Genomic DNA, 16,438 nt, shown 5'->3' on the forward strand with positions numbered 1-16,438 from the left:
AAGGCGGGCGACTCGGGCGGGACGCCGACGAGTGCAGGGAAGGGCCGGCCGGCGACGATGTGTGGGGCAGGGCACCGCCCCGCGCCCGGGCAGGCCGGATCGGGGGCGTGGAGGCGGACGGCGCGTGCCGCTGAAAATCGATGTTCAAGCCGGTTCCCGTGGTGCGTCCGGAAACCCGGACACGAGTGCATGTATCGGCACGCAATTCAAGTTTCGTGCCGGGTTGCAGCGGAGGCTTGCGCAACTTCGATAATGGAACGATGAACTCTCAGCACCGGCTCGCCGAGCAGTGGTTCCAGGCGCAGGGCTGGCAGCCCTTCGACTTCCAGCGTGAGGTGTGGACAGCCCTGGCCGCTGGCCGCAGCGGCTTGCTGCATGCGACCACCGGGGCCGGGAAGACCTATGCGGTGTGGCTGGGCGCCTTGCTGCGGGGCCGATCCAGGGTGATGCCGGCTGGCGCAAAACCGCCATTGCAGGTCATCTGGATCACACCGATGCGGGCGCTGGCGGCCGATACGGAGCGGGCGCTGCTGCGGCCGCTGCCCGAGATTGCTCCACAGTGGAGCGTTGGCTTGCGCACCGGTGACACGCCGAGCGCCGAGCGTGCCCGCCAGGACCGGCGCTGGCCCACCGCGCTGGTGACCACCCCGGAGTCGCTGAGCCTGATGTTGGCGCGCGAGCACGCGCGCGAGGAACTGGCCCAGGTGCACACCGTGGTGGTGGACGAATGGCATGAGCTGATCGCCAGCAAGCGCGGCGTGCAAGTGCAGCTGGCGCTCGCCCGGCTGCGGCGCTGGAATCCGGGTTTGTCCACCTGGGGGCTCACTGCAACCTTGGGTAACCTGGAGCAGGCCATGGAGGTGCTTCTCGCCTCGAAGCAGGGCGTGCTGGTGCGGGGGCGGATCGACAAGTCGCTGGTGATCGACACGCTGATTCCCCACGAGCCGGGCCGCTTCTCGTGGGCAGGCCATCTAGGGGCGCAGATGCAGCAGCCGGTGGTCGACGAGATCGAGCGCTCGGCCAGCACGCTGGTGTTCACCAACACCCGGTCGCAGGCCGAGATCTGGTACCAGATGTTGCTGGAGGCCCGCCCTGACTGGGCCGGCCTGGTGGCGCTGCACCACGGTTCGCTGGACAAGGAAGTGCGCGAATGGGTCGAGCTGGGGCTGAAGGAGGGGCGGCTGAAGGCCGTCGTGGCCACCTCTTCGCTGGACCTGGGGGTGGACTTCGCGCCGGTGGAGCGGGTGCTGCAGATCGGCTCGCCCAAGGGCGTGGCGCGCCTGCTGCAGCGCGCCGGCCGCAGCGGCCACGCGCCGGGACGGCCGAGTCGCGTGACGCTGGTGCCGACCCACACGCTGGAGCTGGTGGAGGCGGCTGCCGCACGGCGGGCGGCCCTGCTCGGCCGCATCGAGAAGCGCACCTCGCCCGACAAGCCGCTGGACGTATTGGTGCAGCACCTGGTCACGGTGGCGCTGGGCGGCGGCTTCCAGTCGGAGGCGCTGTACGAGGAGGTGCGCAGCACCTACGCCTACGCCGGCCTTGCCCCGCATGAATGGCAATGGGCGCTGCGCTTCGTGGAGCGCGGTGGCGAGAGCCTGTCGGCCTACCCGGAATACCACCGGGTGGCGCAGGTCGACGGCATCTGGCGTGTGCCGGACCGCGGCATTGCGCGGCGGCACAAGCTGTCCATCGGCACCATCGTGGCGGACGCGACGATGCAGGTGAAGTACCTCAGCGGCGGCCGCATCGGCAGCATCGAAGAGAGCTTCATCGCCCGCCTGCGCAAGGGCGACTGCTTCCTCTTCGGTGGCCGCCTGCTGGAGTTCATCCGGGTGCAGGACCTGGTGGCCTATGTGAAGCGGGCCGAGCGCAAGAGTGGGGCAGTGCCGCGCTGGAACGGCAGCAAGATGCCGCTGTCCACCGAGATGGGTGACATGGTGCAGGAGCTGCTCGGCGCGGCCCGGCAAGGACAGTTCGATGCCCCGGAGCTGCAGGCCGCCCGCGACATGCTGCAAACCCAGCAGCGGCTGTCGCGCCTGCCGACGCCCGAGACCTTGCTGGTGGAGCGCTACCGCTCGCGCGAAGGCCACCACCTATATCTCTATCCCTTCGCTGGCCGGCATGTGCACATCGGCCTGGCCAGCCTGCTGGCCTGGCGGCTGTCGCGCCACCAGCCCAATACCTTCAGCCTCTCGGTCAATGACTATGGGCTGGAGTTGCTCAGCGCGTTGCCGATCGACGCCGAGGCGGTGCTCGACAAGTCGGCCTTCGACACCGGGGCCTTGCTGGAGGACGTGCTCGCCAGCCTGAACTCCTCGGAGCTGGCGCAGCGGCGCTTTCGTGAAATCGCCCGGGTGGCGGGGCTCATCTTCACCGGCTACCCGGGCGCGCCGAAGAGCATGAAGCAGCTGCAGGCCTCGAGCTCGCTGTTCTTCGAGGTGTTTCGCAAGTACGATGCAGGCAACCTGCTGCTGAGCCAGGCTGACCAGGAAGTGCTGAGCCAGGAGCTCGACATCCGCCGCCTGAACCAGACCCTCACTGCCATGGCGGCCCGGCGCATCGAAGACGTGCAGCTCGAGCACCCCAGCCCGCTGTCGCTGCCGTTGATGGTGGAGCGCTTCCGCGAGCAGCTGAGCACCGAGAAGCTGGCCGACCGGCTCGAGCGCCTGCTGAAGGAAGCGCACCGGGCGGCCGCCGATAGCGAAGTTCCCGAGGTTCCGACATGAGCAAGCTCACGCGCCTGGTGCGGACTGCCGACAAGGCGCGCCTGGCCACCTACCTGATCGCGCTGTGGAAGCTCTTCCAGCATCCCGAGACGCCGCGCCTGGCCAAGTGCGTGGCGGTGGCCGTGCTGGCCTATGCGGTCAGCCCGATCGACCTGATTCCCGACTTCATCCCGGTGCTGGGCCAGCTCGACGACCTGGTGCTGCTGCCGCTGGGCGTGGCGCTGGCGGTGAAGCTGACGCCGCGGCCCCTGTGGGAAGCGCGCCTGCGCGAAGCCGAGGCCACCCGCAGCAAGCTGCCTCGCATCCTGTGGGGCGCCGGGTTGATCGTGCTGCTGTGGCTGGTGCTGTTCGGCCTGTTCCTGTGGTGGGTGGCCGGGCGCTTCGGAGGCTGAGGCGCCGGCTCAGAGCCGCCACGAGAGGCCGAGCCACCAGCGCCTGGGCGCCCCGGGTTCGAAGTAGCGGCGGTTGCCTTCATTGACGATCACGCTGCCGATGTGCCGGCGGTCGGCCAGGTTGTCCAGGCGAAGCTGCAGCTGCGGGCCCTGGCCGGTGCTGTCCTGCAGCGAGCAGGCCGCGCGCAGCGCCCACAGCCCATGGCCGGCGGCGAAATCGCTGTTGGCGTCGTCCACCGGCATGCGGCCCTGGCCGCGCCATTCGATGGCCAGTTCATGGCCGGCGGCGGGCTGCCAGGCCAGGTCGATGAAGGCGCTGCGTGGGGTGGTGCCGGCGATGCGGCGACTGCCGCCGGCGGCGCCTGCCGCGGGCCGGCTTCGGTAGGCGGCATCCAGCACGGTGAAGGCGGCCTGCGTTTTCCAGTGGGCCGACCAGCGCTGCTGCCAGCCCAGCTCCAGCCCGCGGCGGCGGGTGCGCCCGACATTGCCGAACACCGAGCGGCCACCGCTGTTCGAGAGTACGCCAATCTCGTCGTCGGTGTCGGCCTGGAACCCGGCCGCGTCGAGTGCCGTGCCCGCGTCCGTGCTGCGCCACTTGGCGCCGAGCTCCAGCTGGCGGCTGCGCTGCGGCCGCAGCGTCTGGTTGAAGCCGGCGTCGCCGTTGCTGCGGTAGGCCAGCTCGTTGAGCGTCGGCGACTCGAAGCCGCGACCGGCGCTGGCATACAGGCTCAGGCGAGGCGCGGCCAGCCATTGCAGGCCGGCCACCGGCTGGGTGTAGCGAAAGCGGCGGTCGCCGGAGTCGTCCCCGTTGGCCAGGTAGCGGTCGCTGGACGACAGGCGCAGCTCGCCATGCCGCAGCCCCAGCGTGCCGACCACCGCAGCGCCAAGGGGCCAGCGGCCCTGCGCATAGACATCGGTGCTGGCCGCCACATTGGCTTCGTCGCGCCGCAGCGGCCCGCGCATGCCGAGCTGGGGCGCGTCGGCACCGCCAGTGAAGTTCTGCCAGCCGCGCCGGGTGTCACCCTGCCGCTCGCGGGCCACGCCGGCGACCAGCTGCACGCCGTGCCAGCGCCAGTGCGCCCGCAGGTCCAGCCCGTGATAGCGGCGCGACAGGCCCACCACGCCGCCGCCATGCCCCGGCCGCAGTTGCGGCTGTGGCGGTATGGCCTGCCATTGCTCGACCCGGCGCTGGCCGAGGTAGGCCGTCAGCTCGGTGCGCTCCAGCGGTGTGCCGTCGTAGCGGCGCTCCCAGTGCAGGCCGAGCTGCTGCTGGCGCACCGTCTTGCGGGTGTCATGGCGAGTGGCTTCGGGCAGGCTGCCCTGTGGCGTGCGCTGGTAGGTGCTGCGGTCCAGGCCCAGGGGGTCGTCGGCTGGCTGTTCCAGCGCGCTGGCGTGCCAGGTGAGGGTGTCGCGCCCGCCCTGCCAGCCCAGCCGCCACTGCGCCAGGGTGCGGCGCGCCTCGCTGTGCGGCCGCAGGCCGTCGGTTTGCCAGCCGAGGAGGCCGGCGCGCACATTCCAGCCATTGGCCAGCGGCGTCTCGAGGCGGGCATGCACCTGCCGGCTGCCGTGGCTGCCGAGGTCCAGGCCCAGCACCGCCTGGCGCCGCTGCGGCGGCCGCGTCACCAGCGCGATGACGCCGCCGGAGCTGGCGCCATAGAGGGCCGAGAAGGGCCCGCGCAGCACCTCGATGCGCTCGGCGCCCTGCAGGTCGAAGTGCGTGGCCTGGCCGGTGCCGTCGGGCATCGTGGCAGGAATGCCGTCGGTGTAGAGCCGCAGTCCGCGCACGCCGAAGGCCGCGCGGGCGCCGAAGCCGCGCGAGCTGATCTGCAGGTCCTGGGCATGGTTGTGGCGGTTGTAGGCCGCCAGGCCGGGCACGCGCGCCAGGGCCTCGGAGAGGTCCACCCGCGGGCCGGCCGCGCGCAGCGCCTCGGCGTCGATCACGCCGATGGCGTAAGGCGCATCGAACACGCGGGTCTCCGCCCGCGAGCCGGTCACCACCACCGGCTCCAGCCGCTGGACGGCGGCGGCGTCCGCGGCCAGCACCGGGCGCCCGCACAGCAGCGCGCACACGGCGGCCGCCGGCCAGCGCAAGCAGCAGCGCATCGGTCGGTGGGCGCGGGCGGTCAGCGGCGCATCAGGGTGGACTTGCCGAACAGGCTGGCGATCAGGTCCACCGCGATCTCGGCGGTCTGGTTGCGCACGTCCAGCGCCGGATTCAGCTCCATCACGTCGAGCGAGCCGAGGCGGCCGCTGTCATAGATCATCTCCATGCAGAGCTGGGCCTCGCGGTAGGTCGGGCCGCCCCGCACGGTGGTGCCGACACCGGGCGCCACGTCGGGGTCGAGGAAGTCGACATCGAAGCTCACATGCAGGTGGGTGTTGCTGTCCATCATGGCCAGCGCCAGCTCCATGGTGTGGCGCATGCCCATCTCGTCGATGTAGCGCATGTCGAACACCTCCAGCCCCATTTCATGGACGAAGCGCTTCTCGCCTTCGTCCACGCTGCGGATGCCGATCTGGCGCACCGACTGCGGCGTGATGGCCGGCACATGCCCGCCGATCTGCACCAGCGGCTCGGGGCCGTGGCCGCACAGGCAAGCCACCGGCATACCGTGGATGTTGCCGCTCGGCGTGATCAGGCTGGTGTTGAAGTCGGCATGCGCGTCGAGCCACAGCACCCGCAGCTTCTTGCCCTGCTCGCGGCAGTGGCGCGCCACGGCGCTGATCGAGCCGATGCCCAGGCAGTGGTCACCCCCCAGCAGGATGGGCAGGCGGCCGAGCTTGAGCTCGGCATGCACTGCCGCATGCACCGCCGTGTTCCAGGCCACCACCTCGGCCAGGTGGCGGTAGCCGTCGCTGGCCGGCAGCCACGGGTTGGGCGGGCCGTTGAGGTTGCCGCGGTCGAAGACCGGGCACTCCATCGACTCCAGCATGGTCTGCAGACCCGCCACCCGCAGGGCCTCGGGCCCCATGGACACGCCGCGGGCACCGGCGCCGACGTCGGTCGGCGCGCCGATCAGGCTGACTGGAATGGGCATGGTGTGTGGCTCCTGGATCGGGCAAGGAAAGGGAATGGAAGCGGCTCAGACGTCATCGGCATGGCCGCGCTCGGCCGGCGGGTGGTCCTGTTCATAGGCGCTGCGGATGATCGCCCAGGCCTCGTCGGCCGACTCGACGAACTGGAACAGCCCCACGTCGTCGGGCGAGATCATGCCGGTGTCGACCAGCACGTCGAAGTTGATCAGGCGGGTCCAGAACTCTCGGCCGAACAGCAGCACCGGGCGGCGGCGGCACTTGCCGGTCTGCATCAGGGTCAGCACCTCGAACAGCTCGTCCATCGTGCCGAAGCCACCGGGGAAGCACACCAGCGCGACCGAGCGCATCAGGAAGTGCATCTTGCGCAGGCCGAAGTAGTGGAACAGGAAGCACAGCTCCGGCGTCACATAGGGGTTGGGCTCCTGCTCGTGCGGCAGCACGATGTTGAGCCCGATGCTCTTGCCGCCGGCTTCGAAGGCGCCACGATTGCCGGCCTCCATCACGCCGGGGCCGCCACCGGTGACGACGTACAGCGGCGGGTCGAGCTGCCGCGAGGCCTCGGTGGCCAGCGTCGCGAAGCGGCGCGCCTCCTCGTAGTAGCGCGACATGCCCACGCGCGCCTCGGCATGCCGGATCAGCACCGGGTCACCGCCGCGGCGTGCTTCCTCCAGCAGTTGCTGCGAGACGTCGCGCGGCGGAATGCGGGCGCTGCCGAAGATGACGATGGTGGCCTCGATGCCGTGCTCACGCTGCACCAGTTCCGGCTTCAGCAGCTCCAGCTGCATGCGGACCGGGCGCAGCTCCTCGCGCAGCAGGAAATCGGTGTCGCTGAAGGCGAGGCGGTAGGCGCTTTCGGGGCCGCCGTAGCGGGGCAGCTCGGTGGCGGCGGCGGCATCTTCCTGTGCCGAGGGGAAGTTGCGGGCGGGCGCTGTCTGACGCTTTTGTTCCATGCAATACACCAAGTGTGATTCACAGTGCGCCAGCTTAGCTGACCCACCCGACCGGCGTGCCGTGCCCCTGCTGGCTCTGCAAATCGTTACTGCCTCGCAGACGGGCAAGGTGCGTGCCGACGCGACCGTGGCGCGTCAAGGCGCCGGCCGGCCGCTGCACACCGGGCAGGCCAGGTTGCGCGGCACGCGGATCTCGTTCCAGGCCATTGCCAGGCCGTCGAGCATGTGCAGCCGGCCATGCATCGGGCTGCCGATGCCGGCCAGCAGCTTCAGCGCCTCGGCGGCCTGCACCGCGCCGACGATGCCCACCAGCGGCGCGAACACCCCCATGGTGGCGCAGCGCACTTCGTCGAACTGCTGGTCGGGCGGGAACAGGCAGGCGTAGCAGGGCGAGTCCGGCTGCCTCACGTCGTAGACCGTCACCTGGCCGTCGAAGCGGATGGCTGCCCCGCTGACCAGCGGCCGGCCTTGTTCGACGCAGGCGCGGTTCACGGCTTGGCGGGTGGCGAAGTTGTCGCTGCAGTCGAGCACCACGTCGGCCTCGCGCACCCGCTCGGCCAGCAGCGCTGCGTCGGCATGGCGGGTGATGGGGCGCACCCGCACATCGGGGTTGATGGCGGCGATACTGCGCGCCGCCGACTGCGCCTTGGGCTCGCCGATGCGGCTCATGTCATGGATGATCTGGCGCTGCAGGTTGGTGAGGTCGACGGTGTCGTCGTCGACCACGGTCAGGGTGCCCACACCCGCGGTGCCGAGGTAGAGCGCGGCCGGCGATCCAAGGCCGCCGGCGCCGATCACCAGGGCATGGCCGGCCAGCAGGCGGTCCTGTCCCTCCACACCGAGTTCGTTGAGCAGGAGGTGTCGGCTGTAGCGCAGCAGCTGGTCGTCGTTCATCGGGCGAGCATACCCAAGGCCGCGCCGGGCGGCACGGGAAAGCGTGCGCCCGAGGGCCGGTGAGCGAGGGGCATCGGCCCTCGGGCGCCGGCCAGCAGACGCCTGCCCGGGCAGGGCCGAAAACAAGCACGGCGGCCGGTGCGGAGAGCGAGGCGCGAGCGCCCGCGGGGACGCCGGAGAGCCCCAAGAACGCAGGCGAGGCGGGCGAGAGAAACAAGCACGTGGCGGGTGCGGCGAGAAGACAAGAACGGCGGGCGAGCGCGGCGCAGACCAAAGCGCCGGCGGGCGCGGAGAGAAAAGGGCGCCTGCGAAGGCCGGGGGACGAACAGATGCGCCCGCGGGGACGGGGGGACACAAAAGGCGCCCGCGGGTGTGGGACGACCCACAAAACGCCCGCAGACGCGGGACGACCAACGAAAACGCCCGCAGGCGCGGGCGTTTGAAGAAGCATCGGGCGCCGCGGGCTCAGTTGGCCTTGGCTTCCTCGGGCTTGCGTTCGGTCTGGGTCTTGGACACCAGCACCGGCTTGCCTTTCAGGCGGTTGAGGGCTTGCTGCAGCTGGAAGTCTTCTTCGGTGCCGAACTCGGGCAGCGGCTTGGCGGGCGGCTTGTTCGCGGCCTTGGCGGTTTCTTCCTCCAGGCGCTTGAGGGCTTCCTCGCGCGCCTTTTCGCGGGCCGGGTCCTTTTCTTCCTTCTCGGTACCGCTGACCAGGTGCTTCTGCAGGTCGGCCTCGCGCATGCGCAGGGCCGAATACAGGTTGCCTTCCGCCGTCTCGTCGATCATCACGTCCGGCACGATCCCCTTGGCCTGGATGGAGCGGCCGCTGGGCGTGTAGTAGCGGGCGGTGGTGAGCTTCAGCGCGGTGTCGGCGGTGAGCTGGCGCACGGTCTGCACCGAGCCCTTGCCGAAGGTCTGGGAGCCCATCACGATGGCGCGCTTGTGGTCCTGCAGCGCGCCAGCCACGATCTCGCTGGCCGAGGCCGAGCCTTCGTTGACCAGCACCACCAGCTGCACGTTCTTCACCGCCTCGGGCAGCCGCTTGAGCGGGTCACCGCCGCCGCGGCGCACATAGTCGCTCGGGTTGGCCTTGAAGATTTGCTTGGACTCGGCGATCTGGCCGTTGGTCGAGACCACCGGAACGTCCTTGGGCAGGAAGGTGGAGGCGATGGCCACCGCGCCCTCGAGCAGGCCGCCCGGGTCGTTGCGCAGGTCGAGCACGATGCCCTTGAGGCCCGGGTCCTGCTTGTAGAGTTCTTCGAGCTTGCGCACGAAGTCGTCCACCGTGCGGTCCTGGAACTGGCTGACGCGCAGCCAGGCATAGCCGGGCTCGATCATCTTCGCACGCACGCTCTGCACCCGGATCTCCTCGCGGGTGATGCTCACCGGGAAGGTGCGGCTCTCGGCCTTGCGGAAGATGGTCAGCAGCACCTTGGTGTTGGGCTCGCCGCGCATGCGCTTGACGGCCTGGTCGATCGACAGGCCCTTGACCGCCGTGTCGTCGATCTTGGTGATCAGGTCGCCGCTCTTGAGGCCGGCGCGGAAGGCGGGCGAGCCTTCGATCGGCGTGACGACCTTGACCAGGCCGTCTTCCATGCCGATCTCGATGCCGACGCCGACGAAGCGGCCGGTCGTGCCTTCGCGGAATTCCTTGAAGGTCTTCTTGTCGAAGTACTGCGAATGGGGGTCGAGGCCGGACACCATGCCGCCGATCGCGTCGGTGATCAGCTTCTTCTCGTCGACCGGCTCGACATAGTCAGACTTGACCATGCCGAACACCGCGGCCAGCTGCTGCAGCTCTTCCAGCGGCAGCGGTGCCAGCGAGGTATTGCGAGCGGTGGCCTGTAGCTGCATCGTGGCGAGCGCGCCTGCGACCGCCCCCAGCGAGATCCAGCCGGCGATTTTCAGCTTGGCACCGACCGGCGCGCGATGCTTGCTCAAAGCGATATTCGGGGAGGCACTCATGTGCGCGCAATCCTCAATGAAGGGTTCTCAGGAGGGGGGCTCGGATTGGGCTTCAGTATAGGACCGGGCCCACCGGGTCTGAGCGTCGAAATGGCCGGAAAGTTGCAGCCAGATCGCTCGGTTGGCGTGCGCCCGCTTCTTCAGGCCGGCATTCCCCGGGGAAATGTCACGACATGGTCGACCTCCGGCCGGATGCCGATCCACTCGCCCGGCGAGTGGTCATGGTGAGAGGGCACGTGTGCAAGCACCTGCTCACCGCTGGCCAGGCGCAGCGTGTAGAGGAACTCGGAGCCGCGGAAGGCCTTGCGTTCGATCCTGGCCTTCACCGGGCTCTCGTCGTCGTGCACGATGTCGTCGGCGCGCAGCAGCACGTCGCACTCGCCGGCGGGATAGGCGCTCGGCAGCGGGCATTCCTGCAGGTCGATCAGGTCGCCCAGCGGGGTGCGCACCACCGGGCCGCGCGCCGAGTCGACGATGCGCGCCGGCGTGAAGACGCCATGGCCGATGAAGTCGGCGACGAAACGGGTGGTTGGGCGGTGGTAGAGCTGGTAGGCATCGTCCCACTGCTGCAACCGGCCCTGGTACATCACGCCAATCAGGTCGCCGACGGCAAACGCCTCCAGCTGGTCGTGCGTCACCAGCAGCGCGGTGGTGGAGGCTTGCTTGAGGATGGCGCGTACCTCCTGCGCGAGCCGCTCGCGCAGGTCGACGTCGAGATTGGAGAACGGCTCGTCCAGCAACAGCAGGCGCGGCTGGGGCGCCAGCGCCCGCGCCAGGGCGATGCGCTGCTGCTGGCCGCCGGACAGCTGGTGCGGCAGGCGCTGCGCCACCTGGCCCAGGCCGACCAGATCGAGCATCTCGGCCACCCGTTGCTGGCGGGCCGCACGCCCCAGGTGCGGGATGCCGAAGGCAATGTTCTGCGCCACCGTGAGGTGCGGGAACAGGGCGTAGTCCTGGAACACCATGCCGATCTGGCGGCGCTCGGGCGGCAGGTGCAGCGGCCGGCCGCCGCCGACCTCGCTGAGCGCCTGGCCGGCGATCCTGACGCGGCCGCCCTGGATGCGCTCCAGTCCGGCGATGGCCCGCAACAGCGAGGTCTTGCCGCAGCCCGAGGGGCCGATCAGCACGCCAATCTCGCCGGCTTGCAGCGTGAAGGACACATCGTCGACGGCGGGGTGGGTCGCCTGGCTGCCGGGGTAGCGGATGACGACGTGTTCGATTTCAAGAAACATGGAGCGGAGAAAACGGCCGGAATGCACCCTATGATATGCCGCCCCGAGAACAAATGATTACAGTTCTCATTCACAGTACGCGGCTGTGCCTGCCCTGGGGCAGGGCCCGGCCGCCTTGCCCTGCCTCATGCGCCTGATCACTGTTCTGACTTTGCTGCTCGCCCTGCCGGTGCTCGGCGTGCTGGCGTCCTGGGGCGCCGTCGACTCCGGCAGCCACGAAGTGCTCTGGCACCAGTTGGTGACCGTGTTGCCGGGCTATGCCTGGACCTCGTTCGTGCTGAGCGCCTGGGTGGCGGCGGGCGTGGCGGTGGTGGGCGGCACGACGGCTGCTGCGGTCAGCTTGTTCGACTTCCCCGGCCGCCGCTTCTTCAGCTGGGCGCTGCTGCTGCCGCTGGCGATGCCGGCCTATGTGATGGCATATGCCTACACCGATTTCCTCCAGTACAGCGGCCCGCTGCAGAGCGCGCTGCGCGAGCTGACCGGGGCGCAGGGCGCGGTGCTGCCCGACGTGCGCAGCCTGGGCGGTGCGGTGCCGATGTTCATCTTCTGCCTCTACCCCTATGCCTACCTGTTGACCCGTGCGGCCTTGAGCGAGCGCGGCGTGCACCTGATGGAGGCGGCCCGGCTGCTTGGCGCGGGCACCGCCCGGCGGGTGCGCCAGGTGGCGCTGCCGCTGGCACGGCCGGCACTGGCCGCCGGTGTCGCTCTTGCCTTGATGGAGACACTGGCCGACTACGGAGTGGGCTCCTACTTCGGCCTCACCACCTTCACCACCGGCATCTACAAGGCGTGGCTGTCGATGGACGACCGGGTGGCCGCCGCGCAGCTGGCCACCGTGCTGCTGGCGGTGGTGGCGCTGCTGCTGTGGTTCGAGCACCGGGCGCAGAAGCGCTTGCGTTTCGCGACGGCGCGCTCGGGCGGCTCGTCGAGCCAGGAATCACGGCCGGTCCGGCTCAACGGACGGCAAGCCGTGCTGGCCTGTGCCTGGTGCGCCTTGCCGGTGCTGCTGGGTTTTGTGCTGCCGGTGCTGGTGCTGCTGCGGCTGCTGTGGCTGGAGGTGCAGCATGGTGAGTTCGGCGTGCCGTGGGCGCGTTTTGCGGTCTGGGCCTGGAGCAGTTTCAAGCTGGCCGGCCTGGCCGCCTTGCTGGCAGCGCTGCTGGCGCTGGCGCTGGCCTTTGCGCTGCGCCTGAAGCCGCGGCCGGAGCTGCGCCTGGCCGCGCGCGTGGCCTCGCTGGGCTATGCGGTGCCGGGAGCGGTGATCTCGGTGGGCATCCTGCTGCCGGCCGGCTGGCTGCAGTCGGTCTGGCCGGCCAGCGGGGCGGCGGCCCTGGTCACCGGCACGGTGTTCGGCTTGATGTACGCCTACCTGGTGCGTTTTTCTGCCGTCGCCCTGCAATCGGTGGAGGCCGGTTATGCGCGCATTCCTGCCACACTGGATGAATCGGCCCGCATGCTGGGCAGCTCCCGCTGGCGGCTGCTGCGCACGGTGCACCTGCCGCTGCTGCGGCGCTCGGCTTTTGCGGCAGCCCTGCTGGTGTTTGTCGACGTGATGAAGGAATTGCCGGCCACTTACGTGCTGCGCCCCTTCAACAGCGACACGCTCGCGGTGGTGGCCTACCAGTTGGCCAAGGACGAGCGGCTGGGCGAGGCGGCGCTGCCGTCGCTGGCGATCGTGCTGGTCGGCCTGCTGCCGGTGCTGCTGCTGTCACGGGCGATGCGCGACCGTTGAGGCTGCTGCTGGCGCGGGCTCAATGTCGGCACGCCGGCGCCGATAAAGGGCCAGCGCCCGGTGGATGAGCCGCGTCCGGCCTCGCCGGTGGTATTGAAAGGAGAGGCATGGAGGCGTTCCTGCAGTCGCTGCCCAAGCGGGGCAACACCTACAAGGTGTTGGCCTGGCTGGTGCTCGCGGTGGGGGCCTTGCTGAGCGGCTACGGCTGGCTGCACACCGCCGGCGAGATGCAGCGGCAGTCCGATGAACTGCTGGAGCAGGAGGGCCGCCGTGCCGCGGCGCGCATCGATGCGCGGCTGGGGCAGTACGTCGAGCTGCTGACCAGCTTCCAGAGCCTGTTCCACACCCACTCCGAGGTCTCGCGGACCGATTTTCACGCGCATTTCCAGGCGATGGCGGTGCGCCAGCGCCATCCCGGCGTGCTGGCGGTGCAGTATTCGGTGCTGATGGACGATGCCGGCCGGGCCGCCTTCGAGCAACGCCTGCGGCAGGACCGCAGCCTGCGCCCGGAAGGCTATCCGGACTTTCACATCCACCCGCCGGGCAATCGGCCGCAGTACCTCAGCGTGGCCTATTGCGAGCCCTACGAGGGCAACGAGGTGGCGATGGGCTTCGACACCCTGGGCGCCGGCGCCCACCGGCCGGTGGTGGAGCGCGCCCGCGACAGCGGGCGCCCCCAGGCCACCGCGCCGGTCCAGCTGCTGCAGGGCGCCAAGGGCTTCGCACTGCGCCTGCCGGTCTACCGTCGTGGCAGCCCGTTGGCCGATGTGGCGCAGCGCCGGCAGGCCTACATCGGCCAGGTGTCGGGCATCTTCCGGGCGACCGACATCATGGCCGACGTGCTGCACCAGGCCCAGCCGGACCTGCGGCTGCGCCTGGAAGACATCGGTCCCGAGGGCGGCCCCGCCATGCGGCCCGAGCTGCTGGCCGACAGCCGCCCCGACGCCGGCCGCTTCGAGCCGGCTGAGGTCGATGTGTACCGGCAGGTGGTCGCCGCCGGAGGCCGGCTCTGGCGTGTCAGCCTGGGGCGGCAGCATCGCGAGTACTGGCGCGCCGGCTCTCCGGTGGCCCTGCTGATGGGCGGCCTGCTGGCCAGCCTGGCCTCCTTCGCGGCCCTCATGAGTTTTGCCGTGCGCTACGAGCGCGCCACCGAGATCGCGCGCCGGCTCGGGCGCGAGGCCTGGGAGAACGCCTCGCGCCTGCGGGCGGTGTTCGACAGCACGCCGGACGGCATCGTCACCCTCGACGCCGAAGGCCGGGTGCGCAGCGCCAACCTGGCGGCGCAGCGCATGTTCGGGACGGACGAGGCGCAGTTCCTCGGCCGGCCGATGGCGGACTTCATCGACGGGCCCTTCTCGGTGATGCCCGGGGCCGGGGTGCGCGAGGTGGCCGGCCGCCGGCGCGACGGCTCCAGCTTCCCGCTCGACGTGGTGTTCAACGAGATGGCGCTGGGCCAGGGGAACCAGCATGTGGGCATCCTGCGCGATGTGTCCGAGCGCCGCCAGATCGAGGAGCGGATGCGCCACATGGCGCACCACGATGCGCTGACCGGCCTGCCCAACCGGGCGCTGCTGGAGGCCCGCCTGGGCGCTTCCATCGTGCGGGCGCGGCGCGAGCAGGGGCAGCTGGCGCTGCTGTTCATCGACCTCGACCGCTTCAAGAACATCAACGACTCGCTGGGCCACCACGTGGGCGACCGGGTGCTGTGCGAGGTGGCCCAGCGGCTGCGCGCCGCGGTGCGTGCCACCGACACGGTGGCGCGCATGGGCGGCGACGAGTTCGTCGTGCTGCTGCCGCACCCGGCCGGCGAGGGCGAGTGCGAGCGTGTGGCACGCAAGATCCTGCAGGCGCTGGAGCCCCCGCTGACGGCAGGCAACCAGGAACTGCGGGTGACCCCCAGCATCGGCGGCGTCACCTATCCGGCGGGCGGTACCGACCTGGCCAGCCTGATGCGCCATGCCGACACCGCCATGTACGACGCCAAGGCCAGCGGCCGCAACACCTTCCGGCAGTTCCAGCCCGGCCGCAGCGACGCCTCGACCGCCCGCCTGCAGCTGGAAGCCGACCTGCACCGGGTGCTGGAGCGCCAGGAACTGGTGCTGCACTATCAGCCGCAGTTCGACTGCAGCAGCGGCCGGCTGGTGGGCGCCGAGGCGCTGGTGCGCTGGCAACGCGGCGGGCGACTGGTGCCGCCGAACGACTTCATCCCGCTGGCCGAGGAAACCGGCCTGATCGTGCCCATCGGCCGCTGGGCGCTGCGCGAGGCCTGCGCGACCGCACTCGGCTGGCAGAACCGGGGCGGCGGGCCGTTGCGCATTGCGGTCAACCTGTCGCCACGCCAGCTGGAGGCCGGCGACCCGGTGCAGGAGGTGAGCGACGCCCTGGCGGCCACCGGCCTGCCGGCGCAACTGCTGGAGCTGGAAATCACCGAAAGCGCGGTGGTCCGCGACACCCAGCGTGCCGCCTTCATGCTGCAGCGCCTGCGGGCGCTGGGCGTGGGTGTGGCGATCGACGACTTCGGCGTCGGCTATTCCAGCCTGTCCTACCTCCAGGAGCTGCCGGTGGACAAGTTCAAGATCGACCGCTCCTTCGTCGCCCGCCTGCGTGACGAGCAGAGTGACGGCCGGCTGGTGCGCGCACTCATCGCGATGGCGCACAGCCTGGGGGTGCGCATCGTCGCCGAAGGGGTGGAGACCGAGTTGCAGCTGGACTTCCTGAAGGCCCACCACTGCAACGAGGCGCAGGGCTACCTGCTGGGCAAGCCGATGCCGGCTTCGCAGTTCGACGCGCTGCTCGGGCAGCAGCCGGCGCAGGCCGGGGTGCAGTGAAGCGCGCGGCGGCGCGACGCTGCCACCCGCCTTGTGTCAGCCGCGGTGGCTCATGGCAGGGGCGCGAGTTCCGCCGCCTGGGTCGTGTCGAAGGAAGGTCCGAGCGCCAGCGCAGCCAGCTGCACCCGGCAGCGCAGCCGGGCCAGGCCTTCGGCCAGCCAGTGCACCAGCTCGGCGGGTGTGAGCGCTGCATCCACGCCAGGCAGCTCGTTGCGCTGCAGGGCGGCGATGTCGGCATCGGAGGCCAGCGCCAGGATGGCCATCGTCGGCCGTGCATCGCGCAGCTGCCAGAGCAGGGCGGGCAGCTCCGGCCCGCAGGCCAGCGGGTCCACCACCACGAGGTCGGGAGCGTAGACGCTGGTCTTGAGCAGCAGGTCGCCGGTGCCGATGCAGGCCATCACGCTGGCCTGCGGCTCGAAGCGGCGGCAGGCTTTCTCGATGAAGGCATGGCCGGCGCGGCCGGGCGTGAGGGTGAGCACCACCGGCATCCAGCCGTTGCTGGCCGGTCGCACCGAATCGGAGAGGAATAGGCGACGCAGGCGCTGCACGAGGACGACCGGGCAAGAAAGGGAGAGAGGCCCGACTCTAGCCGGGCCGGCCGTTCTTGTGACGCGGCGGCGCCGCGCGCGGTGTGTCGGACTGCGCAGGATTGCCATCTATCGCGTCCTGGCGAGCGTGCCGCTGCGGCG

General features: G+C 70.4%; 11 protein-coding genes. 4 read left to right on the forward strand and 7 right to left on the reverse strand.

Going from position 1 to position 16,438, the window contains the following annotated elements; genetic code table 11:
* Positions 1 to 260: 260 nt before the first annotated feature.
* Both N7L95_RS20670 and N7L95_RS20675 read left to right on the forward strand, forming a co-directional pair.
* Positions 261 to 2,726 (forward strand): ligase-associated DNA damage response DEXH box helicase, encoded by a 2,466-nt coding sequence (locus N7L95_RS20670; protein ID WP_301257130.1) that lies wholly within the window; start codon positions 261 to 263, stop codon positions 2,724 to 2,726.
* Positions 2,723 to 3,118: a YkvA family protein gene (locus tag N7L95_RS20675; protein WP_301257131.1), complete on the forward strand. Its 396-nt coding sequence runs from the start codon at positions 2,723 to 2,725 to the stop codon at positions 3,116 to 3,118. Before N7L95_RS20670 ends, N7L95_RS20675 begins: the two co-directional genes overlap by 4 nt.
* Positions 3,119 to 3,127: 9 nt before the next feature.
* Here the strand turns inward: N7L95_RS20675 and N7L95_RS20680 are convergent, their stop codons facing one another.
* The 6 genes from N7L95_RS20680 to N7L95_RS20705 all read right to left on the reverse strand — a co-directional run bounded on the left by N7L95_RS20680 (position 3,128) and on the right by N7L95_RS20705 (position 11,192).
* Positions 3,128 to 5,188, reverse strand: a complete 2,061-nt coding sequence (locus N7L95_RS20680) for a TonB-dependent receptor family protein (RefSeq protein WP_301257132.1) — start codon at positions 5,186 to 5,188, stop codon at positions 3,128 to 3,130.
* Between the two features lie 53 nt (positions 5,189 to 5,241).
* Positions 5,242 to 6,156 carry an arginase gene (gene rocF / locus N7L95_RS20685; protein WP_301257133.1) on the reverse strand — a complete coding sequence of 305 codons (915 nt, stop codon included), beginning with the start codon at positions 6,154 to 6,156 and terminating at the stop codon, positions 5,242 to 5,244.
* Positions 6,157 to 6,201: 45 nt separating this feature from the next.
* The gene (locus tag N7L95_RS20690) at positions 6,202 to 7,104 is read right to left on the reverse strand and encodes an LOG family protein (protein WP_301257134.1); all 903 of its coding nucleotides are present in this window, start codon (positions 7,102 to 7,104) and stop codon (positions 6,202 to 6,204) included.
* A gap of 135 nt (positions 7,105 to 7,239) precedes the next feature.
* Positions 7,240 to 7,998 carry a HesA/MoeB/ThiF family protein gene (locus N7L95_RS20695; RefSeq protein ID WP_301257135.1) on the reverse strand — a complete coding sequence of 253 codons (759 nt, stop codon included), beginning with the start codon at positions 7,996 to 7,998 and terminating at the stop codon, positions 7,240 to 7,242.
* 465 nt (positions 7,999 to 8,463) lie between these two features.
* The gene (locus tag N7L95_RS20700) at positions 8,464 to 9,960 is read right to left on the reverse strand and encodes a S41 family peptidase (RefSeq protein ID WP_301257136.1); all 1,497 of its coding nucleotides are present in this window, start codon (positions 9,958 to 9,960) and stop codon (positions 8,464 to 8,466) included.
* Positions 9,961 to 10,100: 140 nt separating this feature from the next.
* Positions 10,101 to 11,192, reverse strand: coding sequence for an ABC transporter ATP-binding protein (locus N7L95_RS20705; RefSeq protein WP_301257137.1), 1,092 nt, complete (start codon positions 11,190 to 11,192; stop codon positions 10,101 to 10,103).
* A 127-nt stretch (positions 11,193 to 11,319) separates the two neighbouring features.
* Here N7L95_RS20705 and N7L95_RS20710 point away from each other — a divergent pair, with 127 nt between their 5' ends.
* Together N7L95_RS20710 and N7L95_RS20715 are read left to right on the forward strand one after the other, a co-directional pair.
* Entirely contained in the window at positions 11,320 to 12,921 is a 1,602-nt protein-coding gene (locus N7L95_RS20710) for an ABC transporter permease (RefSeq protein WP_301257138.1), read from the forward strand.
* Positions 12,922 to 13,028: 107 nt separating this feature from the next.
* Positions 13,029 to 15,749: a bifunctional diguanylate cyclase/phosphodiesterase gene (locus tag N7L95_RS20715; RefSeq protein ID WP_301257139.1), complete on the forward strand. Its 2,721-nt coding sequence runs from the start codon at positions 13,029 to 13,031 to the stop codon at positions 15,747 to 15,749.
* A gap of 50 nt (positions 15,750 to 15,799) precedes the next feature.
* Here N7L95_RS20715 and N7L95_RS20720 read toward each other — a convergent pair whose 3' ends face one another.
* The gene (locus N7L95_RS20720) at positions 15,800 to 16,297 is read right to left on the reverse strand and encodes a hypothetical protein (protein ID WP_301257140.1); all 498 of its coding nucleotides are present in this window, start codon (positions 16,295 to 16,297) and stop codon (positions 15,800 to 15,802) included.
* Positions 16,298 to 16,438: the final 141 nt, after the last annotated feature.

The organism is Eleftheria terrae, assembly GCF_030419005.1.
GTDB lineage: Bacteria > Pseudomonadota > Gammaproteobacteria > Burkholderiales > Burkholderiaceae_C > Caldimonas > Caldimonas terrae.